This window comes from Pantoea vagans, from assembly GCF_004792415.1.
GTDB lineage: Bacteria > Pseudomonadota > Gammaproteobacteria > Enterobacterales > Enterobacteriaceae > Pantoea > Pantoea vagans.
Map to the genome: position 1 here is coordinate 1,423,752 of NZ_CP038853.1, position 18,691 is coordinate 1,442,442.

General features: G+C 46.3%; 14 protein-coding genes. All 14 read left to right on the forward strand.

Annotation, left to right across the window (positions count from 1 at the left end; genetic code table 11):
* Nucleotides 1-4 precede the first annotated feature (4 nt).
* The 14 genes from EGO56_RS06635 to EGO56_RS06700 all read left to right on the forward strand — a co-directional run bounded on the left by EGO56_RS06635 (nucleotide 5) and on the right by EGO56_RS06700 (nucleotide 18,683).
* A complete protein-coding gene (locus EGO56_RS06635; protein WP_033733772.1) occupies nucleotides 5-1,228 on the forward strand; it encodes a glycosyltransferase in 1,224 nt (407 codons plus the stop codon).
* Nucleotides 1,225-2,565, forward strand: a complete 1,341-nt coding sequence (locus tag EGO56_RS06640; protein WP_033733234.1) for a lipopolysaccharide biosynthesis protein — start codon at nucleotides 1,225-1,227, stop codon at nucleotides 2,563-2,565. The genes EGO56_RS06635 and EGO56_RS06640 overlap by 4 nt, the downstream gene beginning before the upstream one ends.
* Nucleotides 2,566-2,842: 277 nt before the next feature.
* Nucleotides 2,843-3,745: a UTP--glucose-1-phosphate uridylyltransferase GalF gene (gene galF / locus EGO56_RS06645; RefSeq protein WP_013358455.1), complete on the forward strand. Its 903-nt coding sequence runs from the start codon at nucleotides 2,843-2,845 to the stop codon at nucleotides 3,743-3,745.
* A 42-nt stretch (nucleotides 3,746-3,787) separates the two neighbouring features.
* Nucleotides 3,788-4,801 carry a UDP-glucose 4-epimerase GalE gene (gene galE, locus EGO56_RS06650; protein WP_135908106.1) on the forward strand — a complete coding sequence of 338 codons (1,014 nt, stop codon included), beginning with the start codon at nucleotides 3,788-3,790 and terminating at the stop codon, nucleotides 4,799-4,801.
* Nucleotides 4,802-5,347: 546 nt separating this feature from the next.
* Nucleotides 5,348-6,763, forward strand: coding sequence for a mannose-1-phosphate guanylyltransferase/mannose-6-phosphate isomerase (locus EGO56_RS06655; RefSeq protein ID WP_135908108.1), 1,416 nt, complete (start codon nucleotides 5,348-5,350; stop codon nucleotides 6,761-6,763).
* 14 nt (nucleotides 6,764-6,777) lie between these two features.
* Complete coding sequence (gene cpsG / locus EGO56_RS06660) at nucleotides 6,778-8,160, forward strand: phosphomannomutase CpsG (protein ID WP_135908110.1); 1,383 nt, start codon at nucleotides 6,778-6,780, stop codon at nucleotides 8,158-8,160.
* A gap of 48 nt (nucleotides 8,161-8,208) precedes the next feature.
* The gene (gene gmd / locus EGO56_RS06665; RefSeq protein WP_135908112.1) at nucleotides 8,209-9,249 is read left to right on the forward strand and encodes a GDP-mannose 4,6-dehydratase; all 1,041 of its coding nucleotides are present in this window, start codon (nucleotides 8,209-8,211) and stop codon (nucleotides 9,247-9,249) included.
* 1 nt (nucleotide 9,250) lies between these two features.
* Nucleotides 9,251-10,153, forward strand: coding sequence for a GDP-mannose 4,6-dehydratase (locus EGO56_RS06670; protein WP_135908114.1), 903 nt, complete (start codon nucleotides 9,251-9,253; stop codon nucleotides 10,151-10,153).
* Nucleotides 10,129-11,292, forward strand: coding sequence for a glycosyltransferase family 4 protein (locus tag EGO56_RS06675; RefSeq protein ID WP_185948873.1), 1,164 nt, complete (start codon nucleotides 10,129-10,131; stop codon nucleotides 11,290-11,292). The genes EGO56_RS06670 and EGO56_RS06675 overlap by 25 nt, the downstream gene beginning before the upstream one ends.
* Nucleotides 11,289-12,398 (forward strand): glycosyltransferase family 4 protein, encoded by a 1,110-nt coding sequence (locus EGO56_RS06680; RefSeq protein ID WP_135908116.1) that lies wholly within the window; start codon nucleotides 11,289-11,291, stop codon nucleotides 12,396-12,398. Before EGO56_RS06675 ends, EGO56_RS06680 begins: the two co-directional genes overlap by 4 nt.
* Before the next feature lie 140 nt (nucleotides 12,399-12,538).
* A complete protein-coding gene (gndA, locus tag EGO56_RS06685) occupies nucleotides 12,539-13,948 on the forward strand; it encodes an NADP-dependent phosphogluconate dehydrogenase (protein WP_135908118.1) in 1,410 nt (469 codons plus the stop codon).
* Between the two features lie 453 nt (nucleotides 13,949-14,401).
* Nucleotides 14,402-15,196, forward strand: coding sequence for an ABC transporter permease (locus tag EGO56_RS06690; protein WP_135908120.1), 795 nt, complete (start codon nucleotides 14,402-14,404; stop codon nucleotides 15,194-15,196).
* Nucleotides 15,196-16,476 (forward strand): ABC transporter ATP-binding protein, encoded by a 1,281-nt coding sequence (locus tag EGO56_RS06695; RefSeq protein WP_135908122.1) that lies wholly within the window; start codon nucleotides 15,196-15,198, stop codon nucleotides 16,474-16,476. The genes EGO56_RS06690 and EGO56_RS06695 overlap by 1 nt, the downstream gene beginning before the upstream one ends.
* On the forward strand, nucleotides 16,473-18,683 hold the full coding sequence (locus EGO56_RS06700; RefSeq protein ID WP_135908124.1) for a class I SAM-dependent methyltransferase: 2,211 nt from the start codon (nucleotides 16,473-16,475) through the stop codon (nucleotides 18,681-18,683). The genes EGO56_RS06695 and EGO56_RS06700 overlap by 4 nt, the downstream gene beginning before the upstream one ends.
* Nucleotides 18,684-18,691 lie beyond the last annotated feature (8 nt).

Genomic DNA, 18,691 nt, shown 5'->3' on the forward strand with positions numbered 1-18,691 from the left:
TGTGATGAAACTGACTTTTTTCACCATGCGTTTCCCGGTTGCCTCTGAGACATTCGTACTAAATCAGGTGACCCATTTTATTGATGCCGGTTACGAGGTGGAGATTATTTCAGTCTTTCCCGGCGATTTAGTGAACCGGCATGCGGCGTTTGATGAGTATGGTCTGGCGGCGAAGACCCACTATCTGCTGCCGGAAGAGAAAGTCTCAATTGTCGATAAGCTCAACCAGCGTATCAAACTGGTGCTGCCAAAAGTGACGAAGCCGTCGCTGCTGCGTTCGCTGAATGTGCGCCGTTATGGCGCGCAGTCCAGCAAACTGCTGCTGCCGTCGATTGTGGCGAATGCTAAGCAGACCTTTACCGCAGATGTGTTTCTGGTGCATTTCGGCTATGCCGGTGCACTGGCAAACAAGCTGCGTGAACTGGGTGTGCTTAAGGGTAAACAGGCGACCGTGTTTCATGGCGCTGATATTTCCCGTCGTCACATTCTGGAAGAGCACAAACTCGACTACGTGAATCTGTTCCGCCAGAGTGAGCTGATGCTGCCTATCAGCCATCTGTGGGAGAACAAGCTGATTGAGATGGGCTGCCCGCCGGAGAAAATTCACGTGACGCGTATGGGCATTGAGCCGGAGAAGTTTAACTTCCAGCCGCGCCAGGCGTTCCATACGCCGCTGCGTATCGTTTCAGTGGCGCGTCTGACTGAGAAAAAAGGCCTGGATGTGGCGGTGAAAGCCAGCGCCATCCTGAAGCAGCGTGGCGGTCAGTTTCAGTACACCATTATCGGCAACGGCGATCAGGATGAGATGATGCGTGATTTCATTGCCCGCGAGGGGATGGAAGATTGTGTCAGCATGCCGGGCTTTAAGCCGCAGGAGGAGATTCGTCGTGCGCTGAGCGAGGCTGACATCTTCCTGCTGCCGTCCAAAACCGCCGCAGATGGCGATATGGAAGGGATCCCGGTCGCCCTGATGGAGGCGATGGCGGTCGGCTTGCCGGTGGTCTCTACCTTCCACAGCGGCATTCCGGAGCTGATTGAGAACAACGTGTCTGGCTGGCTGGTGGAAGAGGACGACCCCGAGGCGCTGGCGGAAACGCTGCTAAAACTGTCTCAGGGTGAAGTGGATGTGGCGCCGGTCGTCGCAGCCGCACGTCATAAAGTTGAGACTGAATTTAATCAGCATATCGCCTATGGCGAACTGGCACAGATTCTGGAGCGACTGGTGTGAGTGGATTTAAGTCACAGGCGATTTGGCTGTTTGGCAGCACCTGCTTTTCCGCAGTGCTGCAGGTTGCACAGCTGAGCTTTCTCGCCCGCAAACTGGAAACCCACGAGCTGGGGCTGTTAGCTATCATCAACGCCATCCTGGCGGTGGCGGGTGTGCTGCAGGATATGGGGATGAGCAGTTATCTGGTGCATCGCCAGAACATTACCCGTCGTGAGCAGAGCACCATCTATTGGGTGAACGTCTCTCTCAGCCTGTGTACCGGGTTGATCATGTTGCTGATCGCCTTCCCGGTCTCCTGGTTCTATCACCTGCCGGAGCTGACCGGGCTGATCATGCTGACCAGTCTGAACTTCCTGGTGCTGGGTCATCTGTCGCAGTATCAGGCGCACTACATCAAAACCAAGCGGATGGTCTCGCTGGCGAAGATTGAGATGGGTACCAAGCTGTTTGCCTTCCTCTGTGTGGTCGCGATGCTGGAGTTCACCTCGTTGACGGTGGCCGCGGCGATTCTGGGTCTGTTTATCAACGCCTTTACCCGCATCCTCTGCATGATTGCGCTGGGTGAGAAGTCATGGCGTCCGACCTGGGAGTTCGACAAAGCGACCTTCTTCGGCGCAATTCGCTACGGTAGCTATCAGCTCGGCTCTCAGACCATTAACCAGCTGCGTACCCAGGCCGATGCGCTGGTGGTCGGTAAAGTTATGGGCGCAGAGATGCTGGGCGTTTACTCACTGGCGAAAGAGCTGGTGCTGCAACCGCTGAAGCTGGTCACGCCGGTGATTAACCGTCTGGCACTGCCGCGCTTTGCTGAGAAACAGCACGATGCCGAGCAGCTGAAAAAGCTGTTCCTGAAGGGTACGCTGGGGATCATGCTGTTCAGCAGCGCCATGTATCTGGCTATTGGTATCTTCTCGCCGGTTATTGTGCGTGTGCTGTATGGCGCGTCACATGAGCAGGTCTATCACCTGATCCCGCTGATGCTGCTGTTTGGCATGCTGCGGCCGATGGGCGGACTGACCGGGGCGATTTCGCAGGCCAACGGACGCACTAACGTGGAGTTCTACTGGAACATCGTGGCGAGCATTGTGGTTCTGGCGGTACTGGCGACCACCTTTATCTGGCCAAACGTGCTCTACGTCGCACTGACGCTCTCTATCTCGCAGATCCTGATCTCGGCACTGGCGCATCCGTTCTTTATCAAGCCGGTGATTGGCATTCGGTTTATCCCGTATGCCCGGCAGTGGGTGGCAGTATCGGTGGTATTTGTTGGCGTGATGCTGCTGGTAAATCATTTTAATCTGTTTGTGATGCCAGAGTGGTTTGAAGGCTGGCTCTGACTACAAAGCGTTATATAAACGGGCGGCCTCAGGGTCGCCCGTTTTCATTTATGGCTGGTCTCAGCCATGCAGCGAATAGTGCGCCGGATCACAGTGGCAATATTCGATTACTGATTGTCTTTGTTCAGTTTATGGTGTCGCTGGCAATGGGCAAAATGCCGAATTTCCAAGTTATGACAGAGAGTTACTGTCCGCTTTTCAGATAAAGATTATACTTGCTCTTCCGGCCGATCCTGCATAATCGACCCACATCTTCATTTTATTAAACGGAATAAATATGACCAAGCTTAAAGCAGTAATCCCGGTTGCGGGCCTCGGTATGCATATGCTCCCTGCGACTAAAGCCATTCCGAAAGAGATGCTGCCTGTCGTCGACAAACCGATGATCCAGTACATCATTGACGAGTGTGTTGCCGCAGGTATTAAAGAGATTGTGCTGGTCACGCATGCATCAAAAAATGCCGTTGAAAACCACTTCGACACCACCTATGAGCTGGAAGCGCTGCTTGAAGCGCGCGTGAAGCGTCAGCTGCTGAGCGAAGTGCAGTCTATCTGCCCGCCAGGCGTAACCATCATGAACGTGCGCCAGGCGCAGCCACTGGGCCTGGGTCACTCCATTCTCTGTGCCCGTCCGATGATCGGTGATAACCCGTTCGTGGTGGTGCTGCCGGACGTCCTGCTGGATGACTCTACCGCTGACCACATGCGTTATAACCTCGCAGCGATGGTTGCCCGTTTTGAAGAGACCGGCCACAGCCAGGTCCTGGCGCAGCATATGCCAGCGTCCGATCTCTCTGAGTACTCTGTGATCACCACGGAAGAGCCGATCGATCACCCAGGCGACATCAGCACCATCACCGATTTCGTTGAGAAGCCTGAAGATACAGCCGGACTGAGCTCTGACCTGGCTGCGGTAGGCCGCTATGTCCTTTCTGCTGATATCTGGGCAGAACTGGAGCGCACTGAGCCAGGCGCGTGGGGCCGTATCCAGCTGACCGATGCGATCGCCAGCCTGAGCAAGCACAAAACGGTTGATGTCTCTCTGCTGACTGGTCACAGTTTCGACTGCGGTCGTAAACTGGGTTACATGCAGGCGTTCGTCTCTTACGGACTGCGCAACAACGCGCAGGGTCGCGATTTCCGCGAAGCTATCCAGACGATTCTCGCAAAACAAAAGTAATTAAATCGCCGCGTCCTGCGCGGCAGATTGAAAGGAGCTCACATGGCAATTTTAGTAACGGGCGGAGCAGGCTATATCGGCTCCCATACGGTACTGGCGCTGTTGCAGCGCGGTGATGATGTTGTGGTTCTGGATAACCTCTGCAACGCCTCACGCGAAGCGATTAACCGCGTTGAGAAACTGGCGGGTAAAAAAGCGACCTTCGTTGAAGGCGATATCCGTGACCGTGCCTGTCTGCGTGACCTGTTCGCATCCAACAGCATTTCAGCGGTGATCCACTTTGCAGCGCTTAAAGCGGTGGGTGAGTCGACCCGCATGCCGCTGGAGTACTACGAGAACAACGTCGCAGGCACCGTGGTGCTGCTGGAAGAGATGCGTAATGCCGGCGTCTGGAACTTTATCTTCAGCTCATCAGCGACTGTCTATGGCGCAGATGCACCGGTTCCTTACGTTGAGACTACGCCAATCGGCGGCACCACCAGTCCGTACGGTACCTCAAAGCTGATGACCGAATTCGTTATGCGCGACTTCGCCAAAGCAGAACCGAAGTTCAAAGCGATTGCCCTGCGTTACTTCAATCCGGTTGGCGCGCACGAGTCTGGCGAAATCGGTGAAGACCCGACCGGCATCCCGAACAACCTGCTGCCGTACATCGCGCAGGTCGCGATTGGCCGTCTGGAGAAGCTGGGCGTATTTGGCGGCGACTACGATACGCCGGATGGCACCTGCCTGCGTGACTATATCCATGTGGTTGACCTGGCAGAAGGCCACCTGAAAGCGCTGGACCATCTGAACAAAGTTGAAGGTTACACTGCCTTTAACCTGGGCGGTGGTAAAGGCTTCTCCGTGCTGGAGATGATCAAAGCGTTTGAGAAGGCTTCCGGCAAGGCGATTCCGTTTGAAATCAAGCCACGCCGCGATGGCGACCTGCCTGCGTTCTGGGCCGATGCGTCACTCGCAAACAGTACGCTCGACTGGCGCGTGACGCGCGGTATCGATGAGATGATGCGCGATACGTGGAACTGGCAGAGCAAGAACCCGGATGGGTTTCGGTAGTTGAAAAAATATGCAAATACCCGGCTTCGGCCGGGTTTTTTTTTGCCTGTGTTAAGAGGAACTGCATATTTCTCCGCTTCACTTTTACCCATAAGCCAGCCAGAGACCGGTCAATAACGCAATACGGATTTATCCTGGCCTGAATTACGTTCAGTTTTAATAAAAGCAGAACGCAAACCTACTCTGTGAAGAGATGCAAAGTGTGATTCTTCAATCGCTACTATGCTGTTTTGCCGGTTTTTATTTTTAACAAAGCCTCTCTGTGTCAATGTTTAGTCACTCTTAAGTTTTATCAGTGGCAATGAAAGATTAGGCATATTATTTTTGCCGCACAAAATGTACTATTTGCAGTTATCCCGGAACCCGTATGCGTTTGAATAAAATATAATCAGCGCATCGACAAGCTAACCTGTGATGGAGAGATTCCCATCACACAGCGCATTGGTTGCTGCAAGCCAGGGGCGGTAGCGTGGCTATTTATTCGTAATGAGTAAAATTTGACCCGCGTATATGCATAGCATGTTTAAATTTGTTAGAGGATATGGAATGTTACTTCCCGTAATCATGGCCGGAGGAACCGGCAGCCGCTTATGGCCCCTTTCCCGCGAACTTTACCCTAAGCAGTTCATCTGTCTGCACGGTGAGCACTCAATGCTGCAGGAGACGGTAAATCGTCTGGGCGGCATTGAGGCGCGCGCACCTATGGTAATTTGCAACGAAGAGCATCGCTTTCTGGTTGCCGAGCAGTTACGACAAATCAACAAGCTCTCTCATAACATTATTCTTGAACCCGTAGGCCGCAACACCGCTCCTGCTATAGCACTGGCTGCTCTGAACGCCGTAGAGCAGGGCGATGATCCGGTTCTGCTGGTGCTGGCTGCCGATCATGTAATTGAAGATCGTGCTGCGTTTCATCAGGCAATTAAAGTCGCTACCGCCTATGCGAAACAGGGCAAACTGGTGACTTTCGGCATCGTACCAACCGGCCCGGAAACGGGATACGGCTATATTCAGCGTGGCGAAACGCTTCCGGGTGCAGAACACGGTCCTTATCAGGTTCAGCGCTTTGTCGAAAAACCAAATCAGAGCACCGCAGAGCAGTATCTGGAGTCCGGAGAATATTACTGGAACAGCGGCATGTTCATGTTCCGGGCTAAGCGTTATCTGCAGGAACTCGAAAAATTCCGTCCGGATATTCTGGAAGCCTGCCGTCGTGCCATGGCTAACGTCAAAGAAGGCAACGATTTCATCAGTATTGATAAAGATGACTTTATCGCCTGCCCGGATGAATCAGTCGATTACGCGGTGATGGAACAGACCGATGCGGCTGTGGTTGTGCCTCTGGCAGCGGGATGGAGTGACGTTGGCTCATGGTCTGCGCTGTGGGAAGTAAACGATAAAGATGCACACGGGAACTCCCTGAAGGGTGACACCTTCCTGCACAACACCAAAAACTGTTACATCAACAGCGAAGATCAACTGGTTGCCGCCATTGGTGTTGAAAACCTGGTGATCGTGAACACCAAAGATGCGGTGCTGGTCGCGCGCAAAGATCAGGTTCAGGATGTTAAGCGTGTGGTTGAGTTCCTGAAGAGCGAATGCCGCAGCGAATACCGCCGCCATCGTGAAACCTACTGGCCATGGGGACGTTGTGATCTGGTGGTCAACACGGGTCGCTTCAACGTGAACCGTATTACGGTGAAGCCGGGCGAAGCCTTCCAGCTGCAGATGCACTATCACCGTACTGAACACTGGGTGATCCTCTCAGGCACAGCACAGGTCACCATTCAGGATAAAACCCTGTTGCTGACAGAGAACCAGTCAACCTTTATTCCCATCGGTCATCCACACACCTTAGAAAATCCGGGCAAAATTCCACTGGAACTGCTGGAGATTCAGTCGGGTTCTTACCTTGGCGATGACGACCTCATTTTGATTAAACAACAGTTTGCAAGTAAGTAAGGACAGACACGATCATGGCAGCACTGACCTGTTTTAAAGCTTATGACATCCGTGGTGAATTAGGCACTGAACTGAACGAAGATATTGCCTACCGTATTGGCCGCGCCTATGGCGAATTTATCCGCCCGAAAACAATCGTGGTGGGCGGTGATGTCCGACTGACCAGCGAATCGTTAAAGCTGGCACTGGCCAATGGACTGCGGGATGCAGGTACTGATGTTCTGGACATTGGTATGAGCGGAACAGAAGAGATCTACTTTGCCACGTTTCATTTAGGTATTGATGGCGGCATTGAAGTAACGGCCAGCCATAATCCGATGAACTACAACGGGATGAAACTGGTACGGGAAGGTGCCCGCCCGGTTAGCGGTGACACCGGTCTGCGCGACGTTCAGCGACTGGCAGAAGCCAATGATTTTGCTCCGGTTGAAGAGGGCAAACGCGGCAGTTATAAACAAATCTCTGTGCTGGATGCCTATGTCGATCATTTGATGGGCTATATCGACCTGAATAATTTCACTAAGCCGATGAAGCTGGTGATCAACTCAGGTAACGGTGCTGCAGGTCATATCATCGATGAGATTGAAAAACGCTTTAAGCAGTCGAATGCGCCTGTGTCGTTTATCAAAGTGCATCATGAAGCAGACGGGAACTTCCCGAACGGTATCCCGAATCCGCTGCTTCCTGAGTGTCGTAAAGACACTTCTGACGCTGTGCGTGAGCACCAGGCGGATATGGGTATTGCCTTCGACGGAGATTTTGACCGCTGTTTCCTGTTTGATGAGAATGCTGAGTTCATTGAAGGCTATTACATTGTCGGGCTGCTGGCCGAAGCGTTTCTGAAAAAAGAGGCTGGCGCGAAAATCATTCACGATCCGCGTCTGACCTGGAACACCATTGATGTCGTGACCCGTGCAGGCGGTATTCCAGTCATGTCCAAAACCGGTCATGCCTTCATCAAAGAGCGCATGCGTGAAGAAGATGCGGTCTATGGTGGCGAGATGAGTGCGCACCACTACTTCCGTGACTTCGCTTACTGCGACAGCGGCATGATTCCGTGGCTACTGGTGGCAGAACTGCTGGCGGTGAAGGGTGAGACACTTTCCGGACTGGTATCGGAAAGAATGAAGGCGTTTCCATGCAGTGGTGAGATCAATTTTAAAGTTTCAGATTCGAAAGTGGTTATCGCTGCGCTTAACGACAGATATTCATCTTCTTCAGTTGCTCAGGATAATACCGATGGCGTGAGTCTCGATTGTCAGAGCTGGAGATTCAACGTCAGAACCTCAAACACTGAACCTTTGCTGCGGCTTAACGTCGAAACCAAAGGTGACACTGAGGCCCTGAGCAAAATACTGAAGGAAATTGATTCGATTATTAAAGCATCATCGATTTAGTTTAACACCTAGATACTAATTTTAATTTTCTTAATCATGGGTTTACGAATGACGAATAAAACTGCAGTAATTACCGGAATTACAGGTCAGGATGGTGCTTATCTTGCTGAGCTACTCCTGAATAAAGGTTATACCGTTTATGGTACCTACCGTCGTACCAGCTCAGTAAATTTCTGGCGTATCGATGAACTGGGTATCCGGGCTAACCCTGCTTTGCATCTGGTTGAATATGACCTCACTGACCTGTCATCAAGTATTCGTTTGCTGCAGGAAAGTAAAGCGACTGAAGTCTATAACCTTGCTGCTCAGAGTTTTGTAGGGGTCTCTTTCGATCAGCCGCTGACAACTGCTGAAATTACCGGTATTGGCCCGGTGAATTTACTGGAAGCGATTCGTATCGTTAATCCAAAAATTCGCTTCTATCAGGCATCTACTTCCGAGATGTTTGGTAAAGTGCAGGCTATCCCGCAAAAAGAAGACACACCTTTCTACCCGCGCAGCCCATATGGCGTGGCGAAACTCTATGCACACTGGATGACTATTAACTACCGTGAAAGCTACGACATTTTTGCGTCCAGCGGCATCCTGTTTAACCATGAATCTCCTCTGCGTGGACAGGAATTTGTAACACGTAAGATTACTGATTCAGTTGCTAAAATTAAGCTCGGCAAACTGGATGTGCTTGAGTTAGGTAACATGGACGCCAAGCGTGACTGGGGCTTTGCGAAAGAATACGTTGAGGGTATGTGGCTGATGCTGCAGGCTGATGAGCCAGATACTTTTGTCCTCGCTACTAACCGCACTGAAACAGTACGTGATTTTGTCACAATGGCATTCAAAGCAGCAGGTATCGAATTGCGCTTTGAAGGTAAAGATGAGCAGGAAGTCGGTATCGATGTTGCGACCAGCAAAGTGGTCGTTAAGGTCAATCCTAAGTTCTACCGTCCTGCTGAAGTAGAATTGTTAATCGGTAATCCTCAGCGGGCTAAAGATATCCTTGGCTGGGAACCGAAAACAACGCTGGAAGAGCTTTGTGCCATGATGGTTGAAGAAGATCTGCGTCGTAACAAACAGGGATTCTCCTTCTGATATGACTAATGGCAAAAAAGCATTGATCACAGGGATCAAGGGCTTTACCGGCCAATATATGGCAGCGGAATTATCCGCTGCCGGATATGACGTATTTGGTTTCGGTTCTTCCCCTGCCCAGAATAAGCCAAACTATTTACAGGTCGACCTCACTAATTCTGCAGCGGTAAAACACGCGGTAGAAGCTGCTTCACCTGACGTGGTTGTTCATCTTGCAGCAATAGCTTTTGTCGGACATGCTGATCCCAAAGCATTCTATGACGTTAATCTCTGCGGGACTCGTAATCTGTTACAAGTGCTATCTGAATCTGCAAAACGTCCTGAAGCAGTCCTGATTGCCAGTAGTGCGAATGTTTATGGTAATAACACACCCGGTAAACTTCCGGAGTCAACGTTCGCCCGGCCCGCAAACGACTATGCAGTCAGTAAGCTGGCTATGGAATATATGGCCGGGCTGTTCTATGACAAATTACCTATCATCATTACGCGGCCATTTAATTATACCGGCGTTGGGCAGGCAGATAATTTCCTTATCCCGAAAATTGTTAAACACTTCCGTGAGCGCCAACAAGTTATTGAGTTAGGAAACATAGATGTCTGGCGTGATTTTTCTGACGTTCGCGATGTGGTGAAAAACTATCGGGCATTATTACAGGCTCGTGCTTTTGGTAAGACTGTGAATGTTGCTTCAGGTCAAATGCATTCGTTACGTGAGGTTATAAACCTCTGTGAAGAGTTAACTAATCATGAGATCCGAATTAATGTTAATCCTCAATTCGTTCGGCCTAATGAAATAAAAGAGCTTTGTGGCGATATCAGTTTGCTGGAAAATTTAATTAGCAATAATTCCGCCAGAATCACTCTCAGAGAAACGCTCAAATGGATGCTACAGGCAAAAGAATAAACGTTGTTTTTTCAACGGACTGTATCAAATATCCACTGACCGGGATTGGCCGTTACGCGTTTGAACTTGCTAAGCAACTTCACGAAAGAGACGAGCTTCAGCTCACGTTTCTTCATGGTACTAAAGTTCGCGATTCACTGAACGTGGCTAGTGAGTCAACACAGTCTGTTCAGTCTTTTAAACGCAGATTACAAAAAAGCAAAGCCATAAGTGAAATTTACCGCCTGACCTTTCCAGTAATGAAAAGCGTTGCACTCAGAAACTTCAAAGATCATATTTTTCATAGTCCTAACTATTATCTGCCACCTCGCGTCAAACATTGCGTAGCAACTTTTCATGACTTGTCTGTTTTTCACTGGCCGCAGTTTCATCCTGCAGGCCGGGTGCATCTTATGCAAAAAGAATTGAGGAATACGGTCTCGCGATCCGCGATGCTGATTACTGATTCGCACTATACCAAAAGAGAATTGATGCAATTTTTTGGTATTGAAAATGAAAAAATCACTGTTGCACCACTTGCATACAACGAGCAATTTCGGCCAAGACAAGAAACTGAAGTCAGCGCCGTTCTCGGCAAGTATCAGCTTAAATGGCGCAATTATTTTCTGTATACCGGTACGATTGAGCCAAGAAAAAATATCATCACGCTATTAAAGGCCTTCGACTCTCTGCCTTATAGCGATAAGCGTGCGTTTCCATTAGTCATTAGTGGTTACAAAGGCTGGGAGAACGAAGAGTTGTTCAGGCTCTTCAAAAAGGGTGAGGCTGAAGGCTGGTTAAAATATCTGGGTTTTGTGCCAGGCAAAGAGTTACCACATCTTTACAGTGCAGCGACCAGCTTCGTTTTCCCATCGATATATGAAGGTTTCGGTTTACCGGTTCTGGAAGCCATGGCTTCAGGAACTCCTGTCATCTGTTCTGATGCGACATCACTGCCTGAAGTAGGTGGGGATGCTCCTCTGATGCATTCTCCCGAGGATGTTGATACGTTGACTGCCCATCTCCGGTTAATGATTGAAGATGCTGAAGAAAAAAGCCGCATGACAGCTTTAGGGCTTGCTCGTGCCGGGCAATTTTCATGGTCCAGATGCGCGGATAAAACCATTGAAGCCTACGAGCAGGTTGCTAAATTTATATGATTAAGGTTCTTCACTGTTATAAAACATACTACCCAGATACATTTGGCGGCATTGAGCAGGTTATTTATCAACTGGCTGAAGGCGGGGTAAAGGAAGATATCCTGTCGAGAGTATTCACTCACAGCCCCGCTTTTAACGAGAAAGAGAGCCAGTTAGCTCATCATTCCGTCTATCGGGTCAAAACATTCCTCGAGCTGGCATCGACACCTTTTTCATATTCAGCAATCCGGGAATTCAGAGAACTGGCTGAAAGTGCTGATATCATTCACTACCATTTCCCTTATCCATTCATGGATTTCATGCATTTTGCTGCCGGTATAAACAAACCGTCGGTGGTGAGCTATCATTCTGATATTGTTAAACAGAAGTTGTTACTGAAACTCTATACGCCACTGATGAATCGTTTTCTCTCAAACGTGGATCGTATCGTAGCCGCCTCACCGAATTATGTCGAAAGTAGTCCGATTCTGCAGCAGTACAAAGACAAAGTTGAAGTAATTCCTTATGGTCTTGATAAAAAATTCTATCAAAATAACGATCCTGCCGTTCTTCAAAAATGGCTGACAAGATTTCCGAATGGCTTCTTTCTTTTCATTGGCACATTTCGTTATTACAAAGGGCTGCATATATTAATTGAAGCGGCAAAAAATAGCCGTTATCCCATCGTGGTGGTGGGCGCAGGTCCGATTGAAGCAGAACTGAAATCTCAGGCGCAGCAACTGGGTGTGGATAATATCCATTTTCTGGGAGCGCTGGAGGACACTGAAAAATCGGCGTTATTGCAATTATGTACTTGTCTCGTTTTCCCTTCTCATTTACGTTCAGAAGCTTTCGGTATCTCACTACTCGAGGGCGCGCTTTATTCAAAACCGCTTATCTCCAGCGAGATTGGAACCGGAACGACCTTTATCAATATTGATCGGGTCACGGGATTAGTCGTACCTCCATCAGATCCCGCAGCTTTACGAAAGGCGATGGATGAAATTTGGCAAAATCCCGAGCTGGCAAGGACCTATGGGGCCGCTGCGCTGGCGCGCTTTGAATCGCTTTTTACAGCTGACAAAATGATTCAAAGTTATACGAATCTATATAAGTCTTTGTTATAAATATGATTTTTATAAAAAGATTTCATCTGTACGACCGCACCATTCATTACCTTTAATCTGCGATCCTGAGTTAACATACTGATCACTTATAAAGTGGTGTTACTGGTAACACCATGCGAGACCACAGACAGGAGTATGTAATGTCCAAGCAACAAATTGGTGTTGTAGGTATGGCAGTGATGGGCCGCAATCTGGCTCTTAACATTGAGAGCCGCGGTTACACTGTTTCAATCTTCAACCGTTCACGCGAAAAGACTGATGAAGTCATCGCCGAGAACCAGGGCAAGAAGCTTGCTCCTTTTTACACCGTTGAAGAGTTTGTAGAATCGCTGGAAAAACCACGTCGTATTCTGCTTATGGTTCAGGCGGGTGAAGCAACCGATAAAACTATCTCCTCGCTGACACCACATCTGGATAAAGGTGACATTCTGATCGATGGCGGTAACACCTTCTACAAAGACACCATCCGTCGTAACAAAGAGCTATCCGATCAGGGCTTCAACTTCATTGGTACCGGCGTTTCCGGCGGTGAAGAGGGGGCACTGAAAGGCCCATCCATCATGCCTGGCGGCCAGAAAGAAGCGTACGAGCTGGTTGCACCGATTCTGGATAAGATCGCAGCACGTGCCGAAGATGGTGAAGCCTGTGTGGCTTACATTGGCCCGAATGGCGCGGGTCACTATGTGAAGATGGTTCATAATGGCATTGAATATGGCGACATGCAGCTGATCGCAGAAGCCTATGCATTGCTGAAAGGCGCACTGGGTCTGAACAACGAAGAGCTGGCTGAAACCTTCACCGACTGGAACAATGGCGAGCTGAGCAGCTATCTGATCGACATCACCAAAGATATCTTCACCAAGAAAGATGAAGACGGTAAATACCTGGTTGATGTGATTCTGGATGAAGCAGCAAACAAAGGTACTGGTAAATGGACCAGCCAGAGTTCACTGGACCTGGGTGAACCTCTGTCACTGATCACCGAGTCTGTCTTCGCCCGTTACCTCTCGTCACTGAAAACGCAGCGCGTAGCGGCCTCTAAAGTACTTAGCGGCCCACAGGCTAAAGCTTTCACTGGTGACAAAGCGGAGTTCATCGAGAAGGTTCGTCGCGCACTGTATCTGGGTAAAATCGTCTCTTATGCGCAGGGCTTCTCACAGTTGCGTGCTGCGTCAGAAGAGAACAACTGGGATCTGCACTACGGTGAAATCGCGAAGATCTTCCGTGCTGGCTGCATCATCCGCGCCCAGTTCCTGCAGAAAATCACAGATGCTTATGCAGCTGACGCAGGTATCGCTAACCTGCTGCTGGCTCCGTATTTCAAAGATATCGCTGATCAGTATCAGCAGGCGCTGCGTGATGTCGTTTCCTACGCGATTCAGAATGGTATTCCGACGCCTACTTTCTCTGCGGCGATTGCTTACTACGACAGCTACCGTTCAGAAGTGCTGCCTGCCAACTTGATTCAGGCGCAGCGTGACTACTTCGGTGCGCATACCTATAAGCGCATTGATAAAGACGGTATGTTCCACACCGAGTGGTTAGATTAAAAAAAGAATGAGGCTTCTCGCGAAGCCTCATTATTCTAGTCCAAACTGACCATATTAATTTAATAACCTAGCTTACGATTATTTTTAGCAATGCTTTTAATAAGAAATCATGTAGTAGCAGATAGCTATAAAATAGCACGGCATATAAATAAATATTTAAATAAATTTTATTTAAAATAACTTTGATTTATGTTGTTTATTCGGTTATTTGCTTTGATTTTATGTAGAGTTATCAAATTAATTCATCATTCATCGTACTGCAGGTTGCGTTTAAGCAGTCGCTACAGTAAGTGTGGTTAAGTCATTTCATAGCTAATTATAAATATGTGGACGATATTATATAAGTGTTGTTTGTGCCATTATGCGCAGTGCTTTGCATAAAATAATTTACAGCTTTAACACTGAGTTCACAGGAAATGAATTAATGAAAAATTTAACATTAAGAAAGGTGCGATAGTGAATTTTATAAAGCTGATTTGGGAGTATCGCGGATTTATCATTGGTAATGTGAAAAGAGAATTTCAGTCGAAATATAGAAACTCTCTGCTGGGTGTGACGTGGAGTGTTTTAAATCCTCTGTCAATGATAATAGTCTATACAGTGATATTCTCTCAGGTTATGCGTGCTAAATTGCCGGGGGTTGATTCTCAATATGCTTATAGCATATATATCTGCTCCGGTATACTTACATGGGGTCTTTTTGCCGATATAATCCTAAGGTCGCAAAATGTTTTCCTTGATAATGCCAACCTGATAAAAAAACTCAATTTCCCTAAAATCTGTTTACCTGTAACTGTTATCGGTGGAGCTTTAGTTAACTTCTCAATTATTTTCTCCTTATTTACGATTTTTTTAATTATTAGCGGAGATTTTCCAGGGTTACCGTATTTGTCATTGTTTCCTGTACTTGTCATTATGATGATCCTGGCAATTGGCTTAGGCATTATTGTTGGTGTAATGAATGTGTTTTTCAGAGATGTAGGGCAATTTTTTGGGATTGTACTCCAGTTCTGGTTCTGGTTAACGCCAATTATTTATCCTTCAACTATCCTTCCGGAAAGTTTGCGACCTATGATTAGCTATAATCCGATGGCGGGGGTAGTTGATGCTTGCCAAAAAATTCTCGTAAATGGAATTTATCCCAACTGGGTATCTCTGATATATCCGGCTTGCCTGGGTTTAATTTTATGTGTGGTTGGATTGAACCTTTTCAGAAAACACATTGGTGAAATGGTGGATGAATTATAATGGGAAGTATCATTGTCAGTAATCTGAAAAAAGAATATAAAAGTTACACAAGTAAATGGGGCAGACTAAGAGACTGGTGGGGAATTACTAAAAATAAGAATTTTAAAGCAAAGCCTATCTTGCAGGATATTAATTTTACGATTTCTGAGGGGGAGTCCGTCGGAATTATTGGAGTTAATGGTGCAGGTAAAAGTACATTATTAAAATTAATTACAGGCACTACTCAACCGACTAGTGGTGAAATAAAGGTCAACGGCCGTGTCGCCGCACTGCTGGAACTTGGGATTGGATTTCATCCTGATTTTACAGGTCGACAAAATGTGTACATGGCAGGTCAGCTGTTAGGTTACTCCTCCGTAGAGATCGATAGCCTGCTTCCCGGAATCGAAGCTTTTGCTGAAATTGGAGAATACATAGAGCAGCCCTTAAGAATGTATTCATCTGGTATGCAAGCTCGACTTGCATTTGCAGTAGCCACAGCAACTAAGCCAGATATATTAATTGTTGATGAAGCGTTGTCTGTAGGTGATGTGTATTTTCAGTCGAAATGTTATTCAAGAATTGCTGAATACAAAAAGCAAGGAATGACATTATTGTTAGTTTCTCATGCTGTTATGGATATATCTAAGCAATGCGACAGGGCAATTTTTCTTAAATCTGGCCGTATATATTCAGATGGTCCTTCTCGTGAAGTTGTCAACATGTACATGGACGATCTTTTTGGTAAGAAAAAGGTCCAGAATAAAGAAGCAAAAGCGCCAAAGCTAAATCTTAGTGCTGAACATCTCTATCATACGAGGCCAGGTTATCTCAAAGAAGAGCATCGGTGGGGACAGGGTGGCGCTAAAATTATAGATTTTCTTACTGTTTCTAGTGGCGTTGAATATCCCACTGTAATCAATACAAATGACAAGCTGGACATATACATTAAAGTTTTATTTGAAAAGGATTTCGAACACGTTACTCCTGGTATTTTAATTAAAAGCCTTGAGGGTGTTTTCATTTATGGCAGTAATTCCTATCTTTCTACAAAAGGTAAGGTTTTGCCAAGTGCTAAGGAAGGGAATGTAGCTGTATTTAAGTTTAGTTTTAATCTTTGCTTAAACGAAGGAAGCTATCTCTTATCTCTTGGTTTGTCAGCAGGAGATCCGACACAAACTACAGATCCTATTGATAGAAGATATGATTCAGTGCTGTTAAAAGTTACTAACCATTCCCATATGTGGGGGATGGTCGATATGCAGGCAGATTTCATGCAGGTTGAGGAGTTTTTCGGATGATTAATCAAGAGCAGTCAATTAAGAGCCTGGTTGAAAAATTACCAGAGGTTTACCAGCCAATTTTTAAGCATCCAGAATTTACAGCCCAGGCATCCCGAAGTTGTCTTGATAGATTAGAAAAGATTGCGTCTGTTTACGATTATATTTCTAAGGAAAAAGGACGACCTTTAAAGGTTCTGGATTTAGGATGCGCTCAGGGTTTTTTCAGTTTAAATCTTGCTGAGCGTGGAGCGATTGTTACTGCTGTAGATTATAGTCAGCCGAATGTTGATGTTTGCAATAAACTTGCTAGCGAAAATCAAAATTTTAAGGTCGATTTCTTGCTAGGTAGTATTGAAACAATAATTAATGAAAAAGTAAGCGAAGGTGAATTCGATCTTGTCCTTGGGCTCAGTGTTTTCCACCATTTAATATATGAGCATGGCGCTGATTATGTATTTGAACTTTTTCGAAATTTAGCTCAGAAAGTAGAAACTGGTATATTCGAATTTGCTCTTAATACTGAGCCACTTTATTGGGCTGATTCACAACCTAAAGATCCAAGAGAACTAATTAGTTACTATTCATTCAGCCATTATCTTTCAATGTATGGAACGCATCTTTCATCAGTAGAGCGTCCTCTGTTTTTTGCGAGTAATAAATACTGGCATATTGAGAATATGTATGGTGTTATCGATTCTTACATGCAACGCTCACATCAGCTGGATAACTTTTATCACGGAAATAACAGACGATATTTCTTTTCAGAAGACAAAACCATAAAGATATTCCTGGACAATGAGTCCGATACTAATCATAAGGAACTCCTTAATGAATCTCTGTTTCTTGAAAAGAAGGTTGAAGGTTTCAGAGCAGCCGGGTTAATTTCATACGGAAGTTTCGAACATGAATCCTGGATGGTGAGAACAACAATACCCGGAAAGTTATTACTGGATATTCTTATCAATAATGAAAGTTATGATGATGAGAAAGTTATTTCTGGTGTACTTGAACAAGTATGTGTGCTGGAAAAAAATGGCTTGTACCATAATGATCTTAGACCATGGAATATCCTTATTGGAGATGATGGGTTAGTTTATCTTATAGATTATGGTTCTATCAGTCCGCAGGTTCTTGATGGAGATGATTTATATGGCCAATTACTTTCATTTTTCATTTTAATAAAAGAGATTGCTCAACATCGCATTCGAGAGCAGGGTAGCCAGAGGCCCCCATATATTTCTCCATATGATTTCCCCGAAAAGTATCAGAAGTGGTTGTCTCAGGTTTGGTCTCTGCCAAGCCAAAAATGGAACTTTGAGACTATTCAGTCGCTATTTAATGAAGTCTCTGAAGTTGATGTCGATATACCTTTTTCAGCAATGCTTGAAAGCCATCTTTCTACGACCGTAAATTATCTTAGCTGGCAGTTCTCTCAGTTGCAAAATAAATTTTCTTTAAACATGGATGAGATAAAGAATAATATGGATGAGTTAAGCAGGAAACTTGACGGGGATGATCGCCTCCAGATTAATGAAATCATAGATAGGATTGAATCGGATTCCCTGAGTCGTGAGAAACAATCAAAAGAATATTTTAATGATTTCATTATTAAATTAGATGCTGTGATTAATGACCTTAAAACTGCTCAAGAAAACGATAAGCTAATTTTGAGTAATAAAATTGATCTCATTTTGCATAGACTTGAAAACTCGTCTATTTCTCAAAGTGCTAAGTATGAATCAACAAATGCCGATAAATTTTTAGCTAATTCTGAGCTTAATAAAGATCGTCTCGTTGCTGAACAACTACGTAATGAGCTTGATTTAGTGTATAGCTGTAATTCATGGAAAGTAACCTATCCATTAAGGATTGTATCTAAATCAGCACGATTGTTATTTAAGCCAAAAGCTGTAGCAGGTAGAATCAAAGCATTGTTCAAAAAAAAAAGTAATGCCTTAGTTCCTAAGATAAAGCTTTTTATAGAAAGTCGCCCGCATCTGAAGCAGCGGGCGATGCTATTTTTAAACAAAAATCCTGCATTAAAATATAAAATAAAAAAACGCATGCATGCTGTTAATGAAAACAATGTTTCAATCTCGCCTCTCAGTACAGTTGACGCGCCTGAAACAAACGCCGCACATTCAGAACAGAATCAGTCTTATACACCAAATAAATGTGGTGTGAATGAGAAACAAAAGTCAGTTCTTGAGTCATGGCTCAATTAATGGATTAT

Coding starts and splice junctions, on each gene's coding strand:
- EGO56_RS06675 (WP_185948873.1), top strand. CDS start 10,129: ATGGATGCTACAGGCAAAAGAATAAACGTTGTTTTTTCAACGGACTGT.
- EGO56_RS06700 (WP_135908124.1), top strand. CDS start 16,473: ATGATTAATCAAGAGCAGTCAATTAAGAGCCTGGTTGAAAAATTACCA.
- EGO56_RS06695 (WP_135908122.1), top strand. CDS start 15,196: ATGGGAAGTATCATTGTCAGTAATCTGAAAAAAGAATATAAAAGTTAC.
- galE (WP_135908106.1), top strand. CDS start 3,788: ATGGCAATTTTAGTAACGGGCGGAGCAGGCTATATCGGCTCCCATACG.
- gndA (WP_135908118.1), top strand. CDS start 12,539: ATGTCCAAGCAACAAATTGGTGTTGTAGGTATGGCAGTGATGGGCCGC.
- EGO56_RS06680 (WP_135908116.1), top strand. CDS start 11,289: ATGATTAAGGTTCTTCACTGTTATAAAACATACTACCCAGATACATTT.
- cpsG (WP_135908110.1), top strand. CDS start 6,778: ATGGCAGCACTGACCTGTTTTAAAGCTTATGACATCCGTGGTGAATTA.
- galF (WP_013358455.1), top strand. CDS start 2,843: ATGACCAAGCTTAAAGCAGTAATCCCGGTTGCGGGCCTCGGTATGCAT.
- EGO56_RS06635 (WP_033733772.1), top strand. CDS start 5: ATGAAACTGACTTTTTTCACCATGCGTTTCCCGGTTGCCTCTGAGACA.
- gmd (WP_135908112.1), top strand. CDS start 8,209: ATGACGAATAAAACTGCAGTAATTACCGGAATTACAGGTCAGGATGGT.
- EGO56_RS06655 (WP_135908108.1), top strand. CDS start 5,348: ATGTTACTTCCCGTAATCATGGCCGGAGGAACCGGCAGCCGCTTATGG.
- EGO56_RS06670 (WP_135908114.1), top strand. CDS start 9,251: ATGACTAATGGCAAAAAAGCATTGATCACAGGGATCAAGGGCTTTACC.